The organism is Rhodocytophaga aerolata (assembly GCF_030503435.1).
Lineage (GTDB): Bacteria > Bacteroidota > Bacteroidia > Cytophagales > 172606-1 > Rhodocytophaga > Rhodocytophaga aerolata.
This window is the reverse complement of the sequence record NZ_JAUKPO010000010.1, coordinates 74359-91693: the sequence shown is the minus strand read 5'-3', so window position 1 is coordinate 91693 and position 17335 is coordinate 74359. Positions and strand designations below refer to the sequence as shown.

The 17335-nt window shown below is 40.7% G+C and carries 14 protein-coding genes; 12 read left to right on the top strand and 2 right to left on the bottom strand.

Features of this window, described 5'->3' with window-relative positions:
* Nucleotides 1-15: 15 nt before the first annotated feature.
* From Q0590_RS17860 to Q0590_RS17850, 3 genes are all read left to right on the top strand, one after another.
* The gene (locus tag Q0590_RS17860) at nucleotides 16-969 is read left to right on the top strand and encodes a GNAT family N-acetyltransferase (RefSeq protein ID WP_302038946.1); all 954 of its coding nucleotides are present in this window, start codon (nucleotides 16-18) and stop codon (nucleotides 967-969) included.
* 257 nt (nucleotides 970-1226) lie between these two features.
* Nucleotides 1227-3266 (top strand): heavy metal translocating P-type ATPase, encoded by a 2040-nt coding sequence (locus tag Q0590_RS17855; RefSeq protein WP_302038945.1) that lies wholly within the window; start codon nucleotides 1227-1229, stop codon nucleotides 3264-3266.
* A 104-nt stretch (nucleotides 3267-3370) separates the two neighbouring features.
* Entirely contained in the window at nucleotides 3371-4297 is a 927-nt protein-coding gene (locus tag Q0590_RS17850; RefSeq protein WP_302038944.1) for a S1/P1 nuclease, read from the top strand.
* An 8-nt stretch (nucleotides 4298-4305) separates the two neighbouring features.
* Here the strand turns inward: Q0590_RS17850 and Q0590_RS17845 are convergent, their stop codons facing one another.
* On the bottom strand, nucleotides 4306-4560 hold the full coding sequence (locus tag Q0590_RS17845; protein WP_302038943.1) for a hypothetical protein: 255 nt from the start codon (nucleotides 4558-4560) through the stop codon (nucleotides 4306-4308).
* Nucleotides 4561-4891: 331 nt separating this feature from the next.
* On the opposite strand from Q0590_RS17845, the gene Q0590_RS17840 reads away from it, so the two are divergent.
* Both Q0590_RS17840 and Q0590_RS17835 read left to right on the top strand, forming a co-directional pair.
* Nucleotides 4892-5812: a CHRD domain-containing protein gene (locus tag Q0590_RS17840; RefSeq protein ID WP_302038942.1), complete on the top strand. Its 921-nt coding sequence runs from the start codon at nucleotides 4892-4894 to the stop codon at nucleotides 5810-5812.
* A 180-nt stretch (nucleotides 5813-5992) separates the two neighbouring features.
* Entirely contained in the window at nucleotides 5993-6646 is a 654-nt protein-coding gene (locus tag Q0590_RS17835; RefSeq protein ID WP_302038941.1) for an ABC transporter ATP-binding protein, read from the top strand.
* Nucleotides 6647-6792: 146 nt separating this feature from the next.
* Here the strand turns inward: Q0590_RS17835 and Q0590_RS17830 are convergent, their stop codons facing one another.
* On the bottom strand, nucleotides 6793-8493 hold the full coding sequence (locus tag Q0590_RS17830) for a DEAD/DEAH box helicase (protein ID WP_302038940.1): 1701 nt from the start codon (nucleotides 8491-8493) through the stop codon (nucleotides 6793-6795).
* 916 nt (nucleotides 8494-9409) lie between these two features.
* Between Q0590_RS17830 and Q0590_RS17825 the strand changes: the two genes are divergently transcribed.
* From Q0590_RS17825 to Q0590_RS17795, 7 genes are all read left to right on the top strand, one after another.
* Nucleotides 9410-10798 (top strand): ATP-binding protein, encoded by a 1389-nt coding sequence (locus Q0590_RS17825; RefSeq protein ID WP_302038939.1) that lies wholly within the window; start codon nucleotides 9410-9412, stop codon nucleotides 10796-10798.
* 128 nt (nucleotides 10799-10926) lie between these two features.
* Complete coding sequence (locus Q0590_RS17820) at nucleotides 10927-11535, top strand: hypothetical protein (protein ID WP_302038938.1); 609 nt, start codon at nucleotides 10927-10929, stop codon at nucleotides 11533-11535.
* Nucleotides 11536-11547: 12 nt separating this feature from the next.
* Complete coding sequence (locus tag Q0590_RS17815) at nucleotides 11548-12699, top strand: serine hydrolase domain-containing protein (protein ID WP_302038937.1); 1152 nt, start codon at nucleotides 11548-11550, stop codon at nucleotides 12697-12699.
* 90 nt (nucleotides 12700-12789) lie between these two features.
* A complete protein-coding gene (locus Q0590_RS17810; protein WP_302038936.1) occupies nucleotides 12790-13413 on the top strand; it encodes a hypothetical protein in 624 nt (207 codons plus the stop codon).
* A gap of 3 nt (nucleotides 13414-13416) precedes the next feature.
* The gene (locus Q0590_RS17805) at nucleotides 13417-14478 is read left to right on the top strand and encodes a sensor histidine kinase (protein ID WP_302038935.1); all 1062 of its coding nucleotides are present in this window, start codon (nucleotides 13417-13419) and stop codon (nucleotides 14476-14478) included.
* The gene (locus Q0590_RS17800) at nucleotides 14459-15235 is read left to right on the top strand and encodes a LytR/AlgR family response regulator transcription factor (RefSeq protein WP_302038934.1); all 777 of its coding nucleotides are present in this window, start codon (nucleotides 14459-14461) and stop codon (nucleotides 15233-15235) included. The genes Q0590_RS17805 and Q0590_RS17800 overlap by 20 nt, the downstream gene beginning before the upstream one ends.
* Before the next feature lie 497 nt (nucleotides 15236-15732).
* Entirely contained in the window at nucleotides 15733-17172 is a 1440-nt protein-coding gene (locus tag Q0590_RS17795) for a lytic transglycosylase domain-containing protein (RefSeq protein WP_302038933.1), read from the top strand.
* The last annotated feature ends 163 nt before the right edge of the window (nucleotides 17173-17335 follow it).

Below are 17335 nucleotides of genomic sequence, written 5' to 3'. Positions count from 1 at the left end.
AGATACAATACAGGTATGACAGCAGATTCCCAGTATACAGTAGTAGTGAATCCGGAAGCAACCATACCTATCGGCTTTCAGACCTATCTGTTCAACGAGCCTTTTCACATCAGTAAACAAGCTTGTAAAGAGACCTATACTTTTTATCTGCTTCACCAACAATCAAAACAAGCCCATGCCAGGTTTACCCTATTTGTGGAGAAGAATAAAGGAATTAGTCCTTGCCGGGGTCCGTTTGGCTCTATAGAATTTAGTTTACAACTGCCTGTGCAGCATCTGGATGCGTTCGTGGAATACATTGATGCATTTGCGAGAGGATTAGGTTTACAGCAGCTAGTGGTTAAGTCGTATCCCTTTTGTTATCAGCCAGAAGCATCAGCTATTTTATCTGCGGCTTTACTCAGGCAAAAGTATCAGCTATTGTACACAGACCTTAACTATCATATACCCATTACCCAAAAAGAGTTTACAAAAGGCCTTCATCCTTCTGAAAAAAGACGCCTGCAAAAATCTGTAAACAAAGGTTTTGTATTTACCGAAGAAGCAGACCCTGATTTGCCGCTGATTTACCAGTTACTCGTAGATAGCAGAACTCGCAAGGGGTATCCGGTTACGATGTCCTTTAATGATTTCGGCCGGTTATTCCATGATTTTCCGGGTATTTACAAAGTTTTTACGGTCAGAGATAAGCAAATTATAGCGGCTGTAACCGTGGTTGTACATATTAATCAGAAGATCTTCTATTATTTTTTGCCTGCCCACCACGCTGCTTATGATGCATATAGCCCCATGGTGCTGCTTATCCAAGGATTATACATCTATTGCCAGAAAAATCATGTAGAACTGCTAGATCTGGGGATTTCCACCGATAAAAGTGTGCCTAATTACGGATTAATGCGTTTTAAACAGAATCTGGGTGCATTAGTTTCGCTGAAATTGTCTTTTGTGAAAGATCTGGGACAGGAGTAAAGGAAGCCAGGCAGACAAACCCCAACTACAAAATAAGTAAAAAACGAATAGTTTCCCGCAAACAACTATCTAAGCTGTTTTGAAGTATTAAGTATATAAGCAATACAAGTTTATTGACTATGAGGTAATTACCTTATAGAGCAAATAATGCGGAAATGAGTAACGGCGATAGGTATGTTGCTGAAACAGATTTACTTTTTTGTTGTATGGAAGAGGATTCCGGAGAGTTTTTTGTTATAAATGTATAGATTTATACTATGGCTACTGATAACTCAACTAATAAACATATCCATCTGGCTCCCCTGGAAATTACCTCTCCCCGGACGGCAGAGAAACCTGGACCTGTTACTGCTCCGGCTGATGCTTGCTGCAGTACCCATGCGCCTGTGTCTGCTCAAGCACAACACACCGGACATAACCATGGAGACGTGGAAAATTCCTATATGCTGGCTATCAGCAGCCTGGCGCTACTGGTAATAGGTATAGTGCTTGATTATATGCAGGTTGCCTGGTTTTCCGGGTATGTGCGGATAGCTGTTTTTAGTGTAGCTTATTTGCTGGTAGGTTGGAAAGTTATTTTCCATGCTATCAGAAATATAGCAAAGGGCAATGTGTTTAATGAGTTCTTTTTAATGAGTATTGCCACTATCGGGGCTTTTTCCCTGGGAGAATATGCCGAGGGGGTAGCCGTTATGTTGTTCTATGTTATTGGGGAGCATTTTCAGGAAGCCGCTGTAGCCAGGTCCCGTAAGTCCATTAAAGACCTTATAGATAACCGCCCTCAAACGGTTAGCTTGCTGTATAAGGGGCAAACATCGGATGTAAACCCCCGTCAAGTGCAAATAGGCCAAACTATTCAGGTAAAAGCCGGAGAAAAAGTTGCACTGGATGGTATTTTACTGTCAGATGCTTCAACGTTTAATACATCAGCCCTTACTGGTGAGTCCAGGCCGGAAACAAAAACAAAAGGAGATTCAATTCTGGCCGGCATGATCAGCTTAGACAAGGTTGTACACTTACAGGTATCTGCTGCCTATGAAAACAGTGCCTTATCACGCATACTTAAGATGGTGGAAGAGGCAAGCAGCCGGAAAGCCAGCACCCAACAGTTTATTACCCGTTTTGCCAAAATATATACGCCAGTAGTAGTTTTTCTGGCAATTGGACTTACCTTATTGCCCTTCTTTTTTGTAGAAACCTATGTATTTAAAGAGTGGCTTTACCGGGCTTTGGTTTTTCTGGTGATTTCCTGCCCATGTGCCCTGGTGGTGTCGATTCCGCTAGGGTATTTTGGCGGCATAGGTGCTGCCTCCAGGAATGGCATTCTTTTTAAAGGATCTAATTTCCTGGATGTAATTACCAAAGTTGATACCGTGGTAATGGATAAAACCGGTACACTCACTAAAGGAGAGTTTGCCTTACAAGAGGTGGTAGTAAACAACCCTACGATTGACAAACAAACATTTATTGACTTGGCTGCCGCCCTCGAAAGTCAATCTACCCATCCGGTGGCCAGAGCTATTGTAAACGTTGCGGGAGATGCCTACAAAACGTACCGGGTTTCCGCTGTGCAAGAAATACCCGGCAATGGCCTGAAAGGAACAATAGCTGGAAAAGAAGTGCTTGCCGGGAATAGCAGGTTACTGAAAAAATTTAACATACCCTATGACACATCGCTGGATGAACAAATGGACACCTTAGTGCTAGTGGCTATTGACCGGCAATTGGCTGGCTATTTTATCTTGGCTGATCCGGTAAAAGCAGATGCCGCCCAGGCTATAGCCAACTTGCATAAGGTAGGTATAAACACTATTGTTATGCTCTCCGGGGATAAAACCTCCATTGTAAACAAGGTTGCTTCACAACTAACCATTGATGAGGCATATGGAGATTTATTGCCAGAAGACAAAGTAGCTCATGTGGAGGTATTGAAAAAGCAGGGCCGTACCGTAGCTTTTGTTGGCGACGGAATTAACGATGCTCCGGTAATTGCATTGGCAGATGTAGGGATGGCAATGGGTGGATTGGGCTCAGATGCAGCTATTGAAACTGCCGATGTCGTTATCCAGACAGATCAACCTTCCAAACTTGCAACTGCCATTACGATAGGCAAAAAAACCAGAGAAATTGTGTGGCAAAATATAAGTCTGGCATTTGGCGTGAAAGCATTAGTCCTTATTCTGGGTGCTGGTGGTGTAGCTACTTTATGGGAGGCAGTATTTGCTGATGTTGGGGTAGCTTTTCTAGCCATTTTAAATGCCATCCGGATTCAGCGCATGAAATTTGGTAATAAGTAACTGTATATAGTATAGAACTTATTGTGTTTTTCTTATTTTATTTCCCTTTTGTTCAGGTTTTCCGGTAATTTTAAATCTAGTAAGCCTGATAAGTGAATACCTTCATGAGCCCAGTAAAATTTCTTGTATTTGTCTGCCTGTTAATTTTTCCTTCCGTATTATTTGCCTGGAATATTCCCGGACATATGGTTAGTGGAGCTATTGCCTACCGTGAATTAAAAGCAAAAGATCCCAAAGCCTTAGCTAAGGTACTTGCTCTGTTAAAAAAACACCCACAATATACCCAGATGTTTGCTCCTAAACTGGCGAGCGAAACTCTATCAGCGGACGAAAAAGAGTTATACTTATTCATGCTGGCTGCCCGGTGGCCCGACGATATCAAGAGTACCGACTATGAGCCCAAGCACCATAACTGGCACTATATCAACTATCCGCACATTAGCAACAATGGCGCTGCCATTACTATTCCTGAAGCCGATTCAGTAAATATTGTGTCGGCTTACAAGCAAAACCTGCAAGTACTAAAAAGCAAAGCCTCCGACGAAGAAAAAGCCATTGCTTTGTGCTGGGTATTCCACCTGTTGGGCGATATTCATCAGCCTCTTCATGCAACGGCCCTTTTTTCCGCAGAATTACCTAAAGGCGACCAGGGCGGTAACTTACTCTATGTACGGGCGGAAGAAGAGGGAAAGGCCTTTACGCTGCATAGTTTCTGGGATTGGCTAGTGATCGGTTCACAAAACTTCCGGGAGGCCGATAACCGGGCTGTACTGCTAAAAAATCAGAAAGAGTTGAGCAGGAAAAACCTGAAAGAATTGAAAAATAAAAAGTTTGAAGGCTGGGCTGAAAAAGAAAGCTTTGAACTGGCGAAAAAACATGCGTATACACAAGAAGGATTGCAATCGAGTACTAACCGCGAGCAGGCACTACTTTTAAACCAGGAGTATATTGATACAGCCAAAGCAGTAGCTGAAAAACGGATTGTCCTGGCAGGTTACCGGCTTGCCGATCTGCTTTGTAAAGTATATTAACGCTTGGTTTACGTCTGGGCAATCGTAGCCTTTTCTACTTTTTCCAGCTCAATAGCTGGCAAGTCAACATACCAATCTACGTGTGGCGACCATTTTGCGCATTCCGGACATTGCGTATCTCTCCATATTTTTCCGCATCCGGGGCATTTGCCATACGTTTCAAAGGTATTCCAGCTTATTCCACAGCTGCATGTCCAGTAGGCATGTCCATCGGGTTCCCAGGAACACTTCGGACAAGCTATTTTTTCTTCATTTACTGACATTGTCTCTTTACCATTAGTGTCTGTAGATAGTTAGGAATTTAAATGCATATTGTCAATAGCGAAATCTTAGTAACGAACCCACATACGAACTGCTAGCATTCCCTAGAAGAGAAAATTTGCAGGCATAAGCAACCAATCCGAAAATTTTTACGTGCAGGGAGCAATCTGGCGGCAGCGCTGCTTACGTATGTATAGCCAAAGCCAGCTTGCGGCTAAATAAAAATAGTTTAGACGATGGTTTATAGGGAACAATGTAGTAAGTTGAGTATAATCCATTGCAAAGGATAATCCATAGCCTTAACGAATCTTTTCTAACCAACCTCCTAAACATATGAAAAAATACCTCATTACCACACTCGTCTTTTGTTTAACTGTTTTGCTTAGCAGTTGCGAATACCTGGAAGATATTATAGCTAAACCTCCTGCCGGTAAAACGCAAACCTATACTGCTTTTCTTTCTGGCGATCAGGAAGTAGCCGATACGCCTGTGCAAGCCAGCGGTGCCGGACAGGGAATTTTTACGTTAAATGCCGCCGGAACAGAAATTTCATACAAATTGATTGTTAGCAATACAGAAAAAATAAAGTTTGCTCACATCCATCTGGCACCAAGAGGAGAAAATGGTCCCGTAGTAGCATTCCTTCTGCAGGAACAAGTACCTTCCACAGGCTTGGTAAATGGGCTGTTGGCAGAAGGAAAAATACGGCAAGCAGACTTAGTAGGTCCATTAGCCGGCAAACCATTAGCCGATCTGGTAAAAGCCCTCAGTGATGGAACTGCCTATGCAAACATTCATACAGATAAGTATCCGGCAGGGGAGTTACGCGGCCAGATTGGCAAACAGGTAGAACAGCCTTCCACTGAATTTACCGCTGTACTTACCGGAAGTCAGGAAGTGCCTCCGGTGGCTACTGATGCAAGTGGTGTTGCTCTCTTGTATTTTGATCATCATGCCAAGGAATTACGTTTCCGGGTAGATGTAGCTAAGCTGAAAGATCCGTTGTTTTCCCATATTCACCTGGCACCTATCGGCGTAAACGGCGGTGTAATAGCTAACCTGCGGCTGGATAAAGTAGAGGGTGAAGTAAATGGAAAATACGCAGAAGGCACAATTAAAGAAACAGACCTGGTTGGAAACTTAAAAGGCGGCCCACTTTCTATTTTAAAAGAAGCTATGGAAAGAGGGTATACCTATGTTAATATACATACAGATAAAAACCGGCCAGGCGAAATAAGAGGCCAGATACGCTAGTCCGTTCCAATACTCAAACAAAGTAGTGATTATTTATTAAAAAACCAGCTTGCATTACAGGCTGGTTTTTTTGCTAAAAAGATTTATTTACTCAAACTAATCAGTTTTGATTAGTTATCCAGGTCATTTAATTGAATAAATGGATATGGCTGCTTAATTTTAACATTATTTATCATATTCATGCTGGAAGCAAAAGGGATTACCAAAAAGTACGGGAGTTTACAAGTATTAAAAGGTATAGATTTATCTATTCAAAAGAAGGAAGTAGTATCCATTGTAGGGGCTTCCGGAGCCGGTAAAAGCACTTTGTTACATATTATTGGAACACTGGATAAACCAGACACTGGTACTGTTTCGCTAAATGGGCAGAATCTGGTGCAACTCCAGGGAAATTCACTAGCTCAGTTCCGGAATAAGCACATTGGGTTTATTTTTCAGTTTCACAACCTGTTGCCTGAGTTTACAGCTCTCGAAAATGTCTGTATTCCGGGTTATTTGGGCAAATATGATCCGAAAAAAGTAGAGGCCAGAGCTAAAGAATTACTCAATTTGCTAGGTCTGAAAGACAGGTATGATCATCAGCCGGCCAGGATGTCAGGTGGGGAGCAACAACGTACAGCGGTTGCCAGAGCCTTAATAAATTCACCTACCATTATTTTTGCTGACGAACCCAGCGGCAATCTGGACTCCAGAAATGCAGAAGAGTTGCACCATTTATTTTTCAGGCTGCGTGATGAGCTGGATCAAACTTTTGTGATAGTTACCCATAATGAGGAACTAGCCACCATGGCCGACCGTAAAGTAGAAATGAAAGACGGCCGAATTAGTTTATAATGAAAATGCCTGTTAAAGGTTTGATTTCATAGTGATTACTCTAGCCATAATACAAAAAGCCTGCTTTTTAACAGCAGGCTTTTTGTATTCGTTGACGAATGGTTAAGATTCACTTAATCATTCGTCAATATTCATCCGTCATTATTTTATTGGCGGGCAATTTCAATATTTACTTTTTGGCCCTTTATTGAATTATTATCCATCCCTTTTAACACACGTTGTACATCATTTTTGGGCACTTCAACAAAAGTAAATTTGTCATAAATATCAATGCTGCCAATTGCATTTCCAGCAATACCTGTTTCACCGGCAATAGCGCCTACAATATCTCCAGGACGCACTTTTTGGTCGCGTCCAATATTTATGAAAAGGCGCACCATTGACGCATTAGTTGAGCGGTTGTTGTCACGGCTGCGTCCAGTGCTTTTGCTATCCCGGCTATCGCGGTCCCGTCTAGGACCTCTGTCGCGGTCACGCTCGCGATCGCCGCTGCGTCTCTCACGCCCAGCACCACGATCGTCGCCTCCGCTGAGGTCCATGTCTGCAAATTCATTTTTATGTACGCCCATATTCATCTTAATAAGGGCAGTAATAATTTGTTCGCTGCGAAGACCTGCATGGTGCAATTGCTCGATCATATCTTCAAATACTTCCAGACCTCCTTCTTGTATAGCTTCCTGAATTTGAGCGATGAATTTGGCTTTTTTTACACCAACAATATCTTCATAAGAAGGAATAACCCCCCGTTGTATTTTTACTTTGGTATATTGTTGAATATCGCGTAAACGTTGAACCTCACGGCCTACCACAAAAGTAAACGCTTTACCAGCCTTACCTGCCCGGCCGGTACGTCCTATCCGGTGTACATAATATTCTTCGTCTAATGGAATATCGAAATTAAATACAGCGTCCACATCTTCTACATCTATCCCGCGGGCCGCTACGTCGGTGGCTACCAGGATAGTAGTGGTGCCAGCACGGAATTTAGCCATTACATTGTTACGTTGCTGCTGACGCAAATCGCCATGCAGGCCCTCTGCCTGATAGCCGCGTATCTGTAACTCTTCCACTACTTCATCTACCCGTAGCTTTGTGTTGCAAAATACAAGCATCAGTTGCAGGTTATATAAGTCAATCAAGCGGGTCATTACTTCCACTTTGGCTCTAGGTTTTACCTCAAAAAACAACTGTTCTATATTTTGTGCAGTCAGTTCGTTCTTTACTACCTTTACCAGTTGCGGATCGTCCTGGTATTTTTTTGTCAGCTGCATAATAGGCTTCGACATGGTAGCAGAAAAGAAAATAGTTTGCCGTTCGTCAGGCATTTGTTCCAAAATGCTTTCTATATCTTCGCGGAAACCCATATCCAGCATCTCATCCGCTTCGTCAAGAACCACCATCTTCACCCGGTCTAAACGCAAGGTTTTGCGCTCCATATGGTCCATTACCCGGCCTGGGGTGCCAATTACTACGTGAACACCTCTTCTAAGCGCCAGAATTTGTTTCTCAATGCTGTCGCCACCATAGATCGCTACGGAAGTAACTTGTTTTTTGTATTTTCCCAGTTTTTTAAATTCTTCGGCTACCTGTACGGCTAGTTCGCGAGTAGGGCAAAGCACGAGCGTTTGTACACTTTTATCATCTACATCTATCATTTCCAGGGCTGGAATGGCAAAAGCGGCTGTTTTTCCGGTTCCGGTTTGTGCTTGTCCGATTACATCTCTGCCTTCCATAATGTAGGGAATGGCTTCCGACTGAATAGGAGAGGCTTCTACAAAGCCCATATCCGTTACTGCCTGTAGTATTTCGTCGGATAGAGATAATTCGTCAAATTTTAATTTTTTCATTTGTAAAAAAGTTTTTAATAGTAAAGGTTAACGGCCATTTCGTTGCCTTAACCTTGACATAAAAGGCGTATGAATGTCCATCAACAAAATTTGGTAAATAGTACAACTTACTTAGTCAACATACTCCAACCACCCTAGCAAAAATGTTAGCCATTACAATGTATTGGGGTAACCATTTACCTGGGCTTACTTCCCTACGTACGTTTACATAGGGTAAGGGTTGTTTATCAAGGCTGTATGCAAAAATGTGAACAATACTGAAAAATACACTAACCGGCAGTAGAAAAGCCAGCGGGTGAACAGTATATTAGGAGAAACCTGCGAGCTTAAAGAAATGCCTGAATAAAATCAGTTTACAACAAAATTTTGCAATTTTTTTGCAAATATACACTTTTTTTGAGAATAGTAAAATTATATTTTATTATTATTTATTTTGCATAAATCTGCAATTTACAGGGTTTAACTTGTATTATTTATATATGAGTAAAGTAGATGCTAGGCAAAACTGCGTACATATATAGTTGTTTATCAACAGAAAAATATAGTGTACAACTAGCCTGTATAGCGGTTTTACAAATAGACTTGAGGAAAGATTAAAAGCACGTAAAAGAACTATTACACGGAAAAGGTATTCCAACTGAAAATACCTGATCTTTAGCTGTCTACCTTCTGCTAGGGTAGCACTTTGCTATTGGTGCAACCCCATTCAAATCTAACATCGTGTCTGGCATGTAGCTTTGGGAGGTAGGTTACCTTTCTTTGAGGTTTTGCTGCTTAGAAAACAGCATTGCTTTCTTTTGAAACTCTACTCATCCAGCAAATTGATAGTAAATCCTACATATGTAAGTAGGTGAGGATATGCATTAACAGATATCGGCGAAAGCAGCGTTCTTTACATGTATTAATCCTATTGACAATGTTTGTTAACGCTTTACGCCCCAGGTTGTCTACGCTATCCAAACTCATTATTGGGCTAAGCGCTTCTATGGTGTTATTGCTGCTATCCATCGGCTATTCTTTTCGGGTATCCAGAAGCTTGTACGAGAGTGAAGCCTACATCGAACGGCACGATTCGCTGGTAAATCAACTGGTGTTATTAAATCATAAGCTGGCCTATTGTGAATCAAATTTGAAGGGCTATATCTTATCTGGTGAGAAAGACTTCCATTACAGGTATGATGACGCAAAAAAAGTAATAAACCTGTATAAGAATTATCTTACTAATTTGTCGGAGGAGTATCCGGAGAAAAAGGCGAATATTGGTGAGCTCCAGGATATGCTTAGCGAACGTATTCTGTTGATGGATAATGCCATCAGAATATATGAAGGCAAGATGCCGGATAAAACAGGGCTGAAAAAAAGATATGCCCGGGCTCAGCATTTAAATAATGAGATAGAAAATACGGCACAGGATCTTATAAAACTTATTCAAGACGATCTTGTTGAACACCGGAGAGCAGAAGAGGAGTTGTTTAATAAAAATGAAATTTCTACTTCCATAACTATTATGTTAGGTGTGCTCCTAGCCGTGATGATTGGCCTAATGGTGAAGAAAGACCTGACAGAACGGGAAAAGGCTGAAGAACAACTGCGTTTGCTGAACAATCAGAAAAGCCAGTTCTTCTCCATTATCAGTCATGACTTGCGGGGCCCAACCAGAAATACGGTGATGTTGCTGGAGATGCTTGGCAATCCAGTATATGCCACAGATTCTGATGAATCTAGTAAAATGGCTGGCATGGCTCTGGAATCTGCCAGACAAACACAGAAGCTAGTAGAAGACCTGCTTGCCTGGGGGCGTTTGCAAATGAATGAGATTGCCTTACGTACAGGCCCGTTGAAGCCTTATGATTTATCTGAAAAAGTATGCAAAGCCTTAGCGCCGGCGGCCGTAATGAAGGATATAACCCTGGAGAATTCCATTCCTACAGATTTGTGGGTACAGGCAGATAGTAACATGGTAGAGACTGTGATCCGGAACCTAATATCCAATGCTATTAAATTTACTCCACAGTCGGGGCAGATACAGCTTAGAGCCCAACAATCCGGCGATTTTGTAGAATTAAGTGTAAAAGATTCCGGAGTAGGAATGCCGCAGGAGGCTATTAAAAAGATTTTTGCCTTCCATGCCAAACATAGTACCAAAGGAACTGCCGGAGAAACTGGGAGTGGGTTTGGTCTGGCCGTATGCCGGGAGTTTGTAGAGCGGAATGGCGGCTCCATCTATGTAGAAAGTAAGGTAGGCAAAGGGAGTACATTTAACGTACGTTTGCCAGTTGCCCAACTTGAACCAGTAGAGGCATAATATCACTGCTGACAATGGCTATTCAGGTAAAAATACTGGATGCTCAGGCGTGAAAAATTACCATTAAAACATCAGTTATCGTTTTAACCCCTATTGGGGGCATAGATTTGACAAAAAACAAGTCAACTATGCGCCTTATCCATTTATTCTTTTATTGTATTCTACTTCTTAGCTGTCAAACAGCTGCATGGGCTCAAGAAGGAGCACCTATCCAAAGGAATTTTCCGGTACCTGTAACCCTCTCTGTTTTTTCACAAGCCATTAGCCTGCCTAACTTTAAAGGCTTTTTTACTGACCCACAGCTAGGTATCAGACTTGGCACAGAACTAAATTACCGGAAAAAGCAACATTCTCAGGTATTCCAAACCATAAATTTGGCATATTATTCACACAAAAGCCTGCATCGTGGTTTCTATTTGAGTAGTGAAGTAGGCTATCGAAAACATTTTGGGTCGTTTTTCTTGGATGCTACAATAGGAGGAGGATATTTACACTTGATTTCTACAGTTCCTGTATACAAGGCCACCGCCAATGGCGATTTTGTTAAAGCTTCTGCTCACTTCCATAAGTTTATGCCGACACTAGGTGTAGGCACTGGTTACCGTATTACTAATGCTACCTCTCTGTTTGCCCGTTACGAAGTGTTTGGCGAAATGCCCATCCAGCAGTCAGTACCTATATTACCACACAAAGCATTGCATGTAGGTATGCGCATACATCTTCCAACCAAAAATTAAACTTATTTCCCTATGAAAACTATTGAAAACGTTCTATTCCTTCTTCTATTGGTTTTTTCTTTGGTGGCTTGTCAACCGGAGGAACCTGTTAAGCCCGCAAACATGGATGCATTGCCAGATTTTAGTACTCATCCGAAAAATGAGTTTTATACACATGAATTAGAACAATTCCGGCAATTGAATAAAGCCCCAGGAGCCATTATGCTTGTGAAAACCGCACAAGATGGTGTATGGATTGGAGGCTCGGGTAAATCTAACCTGGAATACCAAACACCTATGACCGGCGCTGAACGTATCCGGGTAGGTAGTATTACCAAAACGTTTACTTCCACCATAATTCTTCAGTTAGTTGAACAAGGAGTGCTTCAATTAGAGGATAACCTAGCCTACTGGCTTCCACAAACAAAAGGAAAAATTCCGCAGGCAGATAAAATTTCCATAAAGCAGTTGTTGACCCATACCAGTGGTATTCGTAATCTGGGTTCGGATAACATACCTTTCCAGTTGGCCCTTATTAACCGGCCAATAGATACGGATCTAACTCAGCCTGAAAAGATTCTCGAGAAGTTTATATATAATAAACCATTACGTTTCGAACCGGGAGCAGATTACAACTATAGCAATACTGGGTACATCCTGCTAGGTATGATTGCCGAACAAGCAGCCCAAAAGCCTTTAAAAAATTTAATGCAAGACAGAATATTTACTCCTTTACAAATGACCAATACGTACCTGGAAAAACGGGCAGATCCCAGTGTAGTACGCAGCTATATGGATCTGTATGGCGATGGTAAATTATTAGATGTAAGCGAATGGGAGAAAGTATATGAAGATGGGAGTGCAGCCGGGGGTATAATTACTACCGTGCTAGATTTATTAAAATTCTCAGAAGCCCTGTTTGGTGGAAGATTGTTAAAACAACAAACGGTACAGGAAATGCAACTATCTGTTAAGTTACCCTCTTGCCCAGAAGGTGATTGTGAATATGGATATGGTCTGGAAACCTGGAAAGTTGCTCGTACAATTGGTTATGGACACAATGGCGGCGTAATTGGCCTCGATGCTACCTGGCTGTATTTTCCGGATAAACAGATGACTATTATTTCTTTTCTCAATTTAGGTACGCCTGTCAAAAAAGACTATTTAGATCGTATTATTCCTTAATTTTTGCTGATTATGTTTATCACCTATTCCACAACCTATAAGTCCAGAGCTATTTATCTATTGCTAATATGTATATGCCTTGTCACATATGTGGCAGGTATATATATGCAGGAGAGGGGAGTGGCGGTACGGGTATTTGGGATAGATAAAATTGCCCTCGTGGCTTTAGGGCTAGTAGGAGTTAATTTAGCTACTAAAACTGGCTTTCCTGATCTGCTAGCTCAAGGCATCTCCCATAAACAGCAGTACTGGAATCCTTCACTTATAGGTATTTTATTTGGAGTTGTAGATGTGGCAGTGTTCAAGTTAATCATTCATCCAGAACCGCTTAACTCTCTCACTCCCTTTATGCAACCTTTTCCCTATTCTGTGTTGCTCTATACAGCCGGCGCTGTAGAAACTGAAGTAATTCACCGCTTATTACCCATTCCTATACTGATGTGGTCTATCGGTGGATTGATAGTAAAAGATTCAACTTCTCAAAAGGTATTCTGGGTGCTTGCCATAGTAAGCTCTATCATCGAACCATATTATCAATTAATTACCAATTCTATTGGACTTTTAATTTTTAGTTTTATTAATGGGTTTATTTTTAATTTTATACAAGTTGTCTATTTTAGGTGGTATGGATTTCTGGCAAGTTTATTTGTTCGGCTGGGCCACTATCTAATCTGGCATATACTTTTTGGAGTAATAACAGAGTATGCAAGCTAATCTATGCAGGAGAAACTGAATGACCGGAAATTGTTGTTATACGGGCCACCTATACATTTTGTAGCCATAACTATCTTTTTTAATATAGCTCCACTTCTTGAAAAGGATATTCAGCCGCTAAGGTTTATCATTTTCGGATATGGTACCATTTTAATAACATGGCTAGTGGCACGTTTGATGGTCAGGAAAACCAGAAAATATTATTCAGGAATAGAAACATATAAAAAGCGTATTGTTGCCCTGATTATCTTATCCATACCAGCTGTTCTGCTGTTATTAGCGCTCCGGGTGGTTTTATTAATATACTGGGTTTACTCAGATGTAGAAGGCTTCGAAATGCTAGCGAAAGATGTCTATTTCATGTTGGGTATAAACTTGTTTCATTTGGTAGTTATAATTTCCATTTATGAGAGCCGCTATTTTTTCTCTCAATGGCTGATTGCCAAAAGCCAAACTGAAGAATTGCTACGGATAAACCTGGAAGCCCAACTGGATTCACTGAAAACCCAGGTACAGCCTCACTTTCTATTCAATAGCCTGAATACATTGCAAGCACTGGTTAAAACGGAGGAAAATAAAAAAGCTATTCAGTTTATCAATGATCTATCTCAAGTGTACCGCTACCTGCTTCAAAGCAACGAGAGTCAATTAACTTCATTGGAGAAAGAGTTGGCATTTACGCATGCTTATTTCAATCTGCTTAAAACACGGTTTGGTAATGGATTACAAATGGAGATACAAGTAAACCCTGAGTACCGGCAGTACCTGCTGCCTCCAGTTACGTTGCAGTTACTTGTAGAGAATGCCGTAAAGCATAACATAGCTTCTGCAAGCAAACCTCTTACTATACAAGTAGTTAGCAATCATGAGTCAATTGTGGTAAAAAACAATCTTCAACGTAAACAGAGGCATACCATACCCTCAAGTAAGAAAGGGTTATTAAATATAACTTCCAAATACCGTTTATTAAAAGCACCAGAAGTACAAATTAATGAACGACAAGACACCTTTGAAGTAGTTATTCCTTTACTTAAACCTGTAATCCGTGAAAGTATTAATCATTGAAGATGAATTTCTAGCGGCCAAGCAATTGCAGGCCATGATGCTGGAATGTGATCCGGCTATTGAAATAGTAGGTGTCCTGGATAGTGTGGAGAGTACTATCCAGTGGTTTAATACCCATCCCTCTCCTGACCTCTTACTGGCAGATATTGAGCTAGCGGATGGACAAAGTTTTTCGGTGTTTGAGCAGATAGAGATTAAGTGTCCGGTGATTTTTACAACAGCTTATGATGAGTTTGCTTTACAGGCTTTTAAAGTGCACAGTGTAGATTATTTATTGAAGCCCATAAACGAAGAGGCTTTGCGGAAAAGCCTGTTGAAATTTTATGAGTTGAAAAAATTATACGGTACTAGCACGGCAAGCATAGATATTAAAATGTTAGCAACCTTGCTACGAGATTCAACTGTTCCTTCAGACACATACCGTGACCGATTTTTACTCCGGCAAGGGTCCAGACTACTGCCTGTTGAAGTAAATGAAATTGCTTATTTCTATACCAAAGACCGGGTAACTTTTGTAAAAACCTGGGATAAACGAATACTGAGCATCGACTATCATCTGGATGAATTAGAAAAGATTCTTCATCCCAAACAGTTTTACCGTGCCAACCGTCAGTTTATTGTTTCCCCAAAGTCGGTCAACAAAATCCACATCCATTTTCATAACCGCCTTAAGTTAGAGCTATCTCCGGTAAATGAAGAAGAAGTCTATATTAGCCGGGAGAAATCCACAGATTTTAAAACCTGGATGGGGGAGTAGATTTACTTACATTGTTGCTACAGCGATATTACCTTATAATCTATTTTTTTGTACCTCCCAAAGACATTATCTTACATCAATGGCGGGAAACTATACAGGCTAAAGCACCTTTATTACAGTAAAATTCACAAAAGTTTCTAAGGTCCTGCTTTTGATAAAAAGTGCTTATTTTAAGCAAAAACGGCCATTTTTAATATAGTAAACTCATAGGTTTGAAATTAAAAGACTGATAATAAAGTAGTTATGTAAATTAATAAAAAATCTCAAGTATTTTTTATTTGCAAAATAGCTATCGTAGGTTAACTGATTGTTAGGAAGTTATGAATATTTTTTCCTAAATTATATTCCTGTTTTTTCGCCTAAATACATCAAATCTTACACAGTCCAGGGTTACGAAAAGAGTGCAATTCCAATAAATAGCATACATAAGAGTTTAGCAAAGGTTAAAAAGTTATGTATGCCTGGTACTTGTTTGTCACTATAAACCTACAACGTAAATGATTGCACAAGTAAAACGTATCGGATTAAAGGTTACTTTAGCTTACTGTTTTCTCTTGTTGAGTCAGTCTGCTGCTACAAGTCAGAGCCTGGCATCTGCCAGCCAAGGAGAGGAAGATGAAGGGTTGAACAAGGAAATATCAACAAGTAAAGTTGCAGATACCACACTTATTCCTTCTATATCATCTGCATTACTGGTTACTAATGCTAATAATGTGATTACGAGTTTACCTGAAAAACTGGTTAAAGATCAGTTTAATCGCATGGGAACTACAATCGCCATGCCTTATAACGGTAAAGTAAAAACATTTATAAGTTATTATACGGTGAAAAACCGTCGGTTTGTCAGCCTGATGCTGGAACGTAAACACCGGTTCTTTCCTATCTACGAAGAAGCATTAAGTAGACATGGGTTGCCAGACGAGTTGAAATATTTATCTATGGTAGAGTCCAGCTTGAATCCCAGAGCCATGTCTCCGGTAAAAGCAGCAGGATTGTGGCAATTTATGTCAGTTACAGGCAGATACTATGATCTTCGTCAGGATGCGTATATTGACGAAAGACTTGACCCTTATAAATCAACAGATGCTGCCTGCCGGTATTTAAAAGAATTACACGATATGTTCGGCGACTGGCATTTAGCCCTGGCCGCCTATAACTGTGGACCTGGCAATGTCCGGAAAGCAATGCGTTATGCAGGAAATAAGAAAAGTTTCTGGCAGATATATGATTTTTTGCCTGCTGAAACCCGGGCATATGTGCCTAAGTTTATTGCCTTAAATTATGTAATGAAGTATGCGGAAGATTATAACCTTACAACGAATTTACCTGTAAGCGTAGTAACTTCGGATACTATAATGGTTAATCAGTATTTAAATATGAGTCTGTTTGCTAAACAGCTGAATATTACCTTAGAAGAGTTAACCGAACTGAATCCTCAATACAAACGTAGTTTTGTACCAGCTTACGGAGGATATTATAGCTTAAGCATTCCGGCAAACAAAAAACAGATATTTTCTTATAACCGGTATGCTATACTAAGTTCATCTGTAAACAACTTAAAAAAGATAACCCATGAAACAGCTGCCGGCGAAACTATTACAAAAATTGCCCAGCAACACAATATCCGTGTAGAAGATTTGAAACGGTGGAACCGGTTAAAAAGTAATTATGTAGCAGCCGGTCAGCAACTTACTATCTGGGTAGATACAACCAGTCAGCTTAAAGTCTATACAATTGCAACATTGGTAGATCTGAAAGCTACTCAGCAAGTAGTCGTCAACATAAAAACGCTGGCTACTCCAAAGCTAAGTATAGAAGATCTACAACCATCTGGTAATGTATGGAGGGTTTCTCAAGCAGTAGGTAACATACCAGCCGAACGAATCACGAGATTGTACCTCCCTTCTACTAGTAATCTGCAGCTAGCCAAAAAATAGAATTTTTAAGTACATTTTATATTTATTTTGTTCATAATCGAAAAGACAAACTTTACAGAGGTTTGTCTTTTTTCTGTATGAATGTTTTCGCATCTATTAAGCCAGTGCACTTGAGGGGAGTACATATAAGCTATCCAGGGTAACTAAACCGCCACCTAACCAA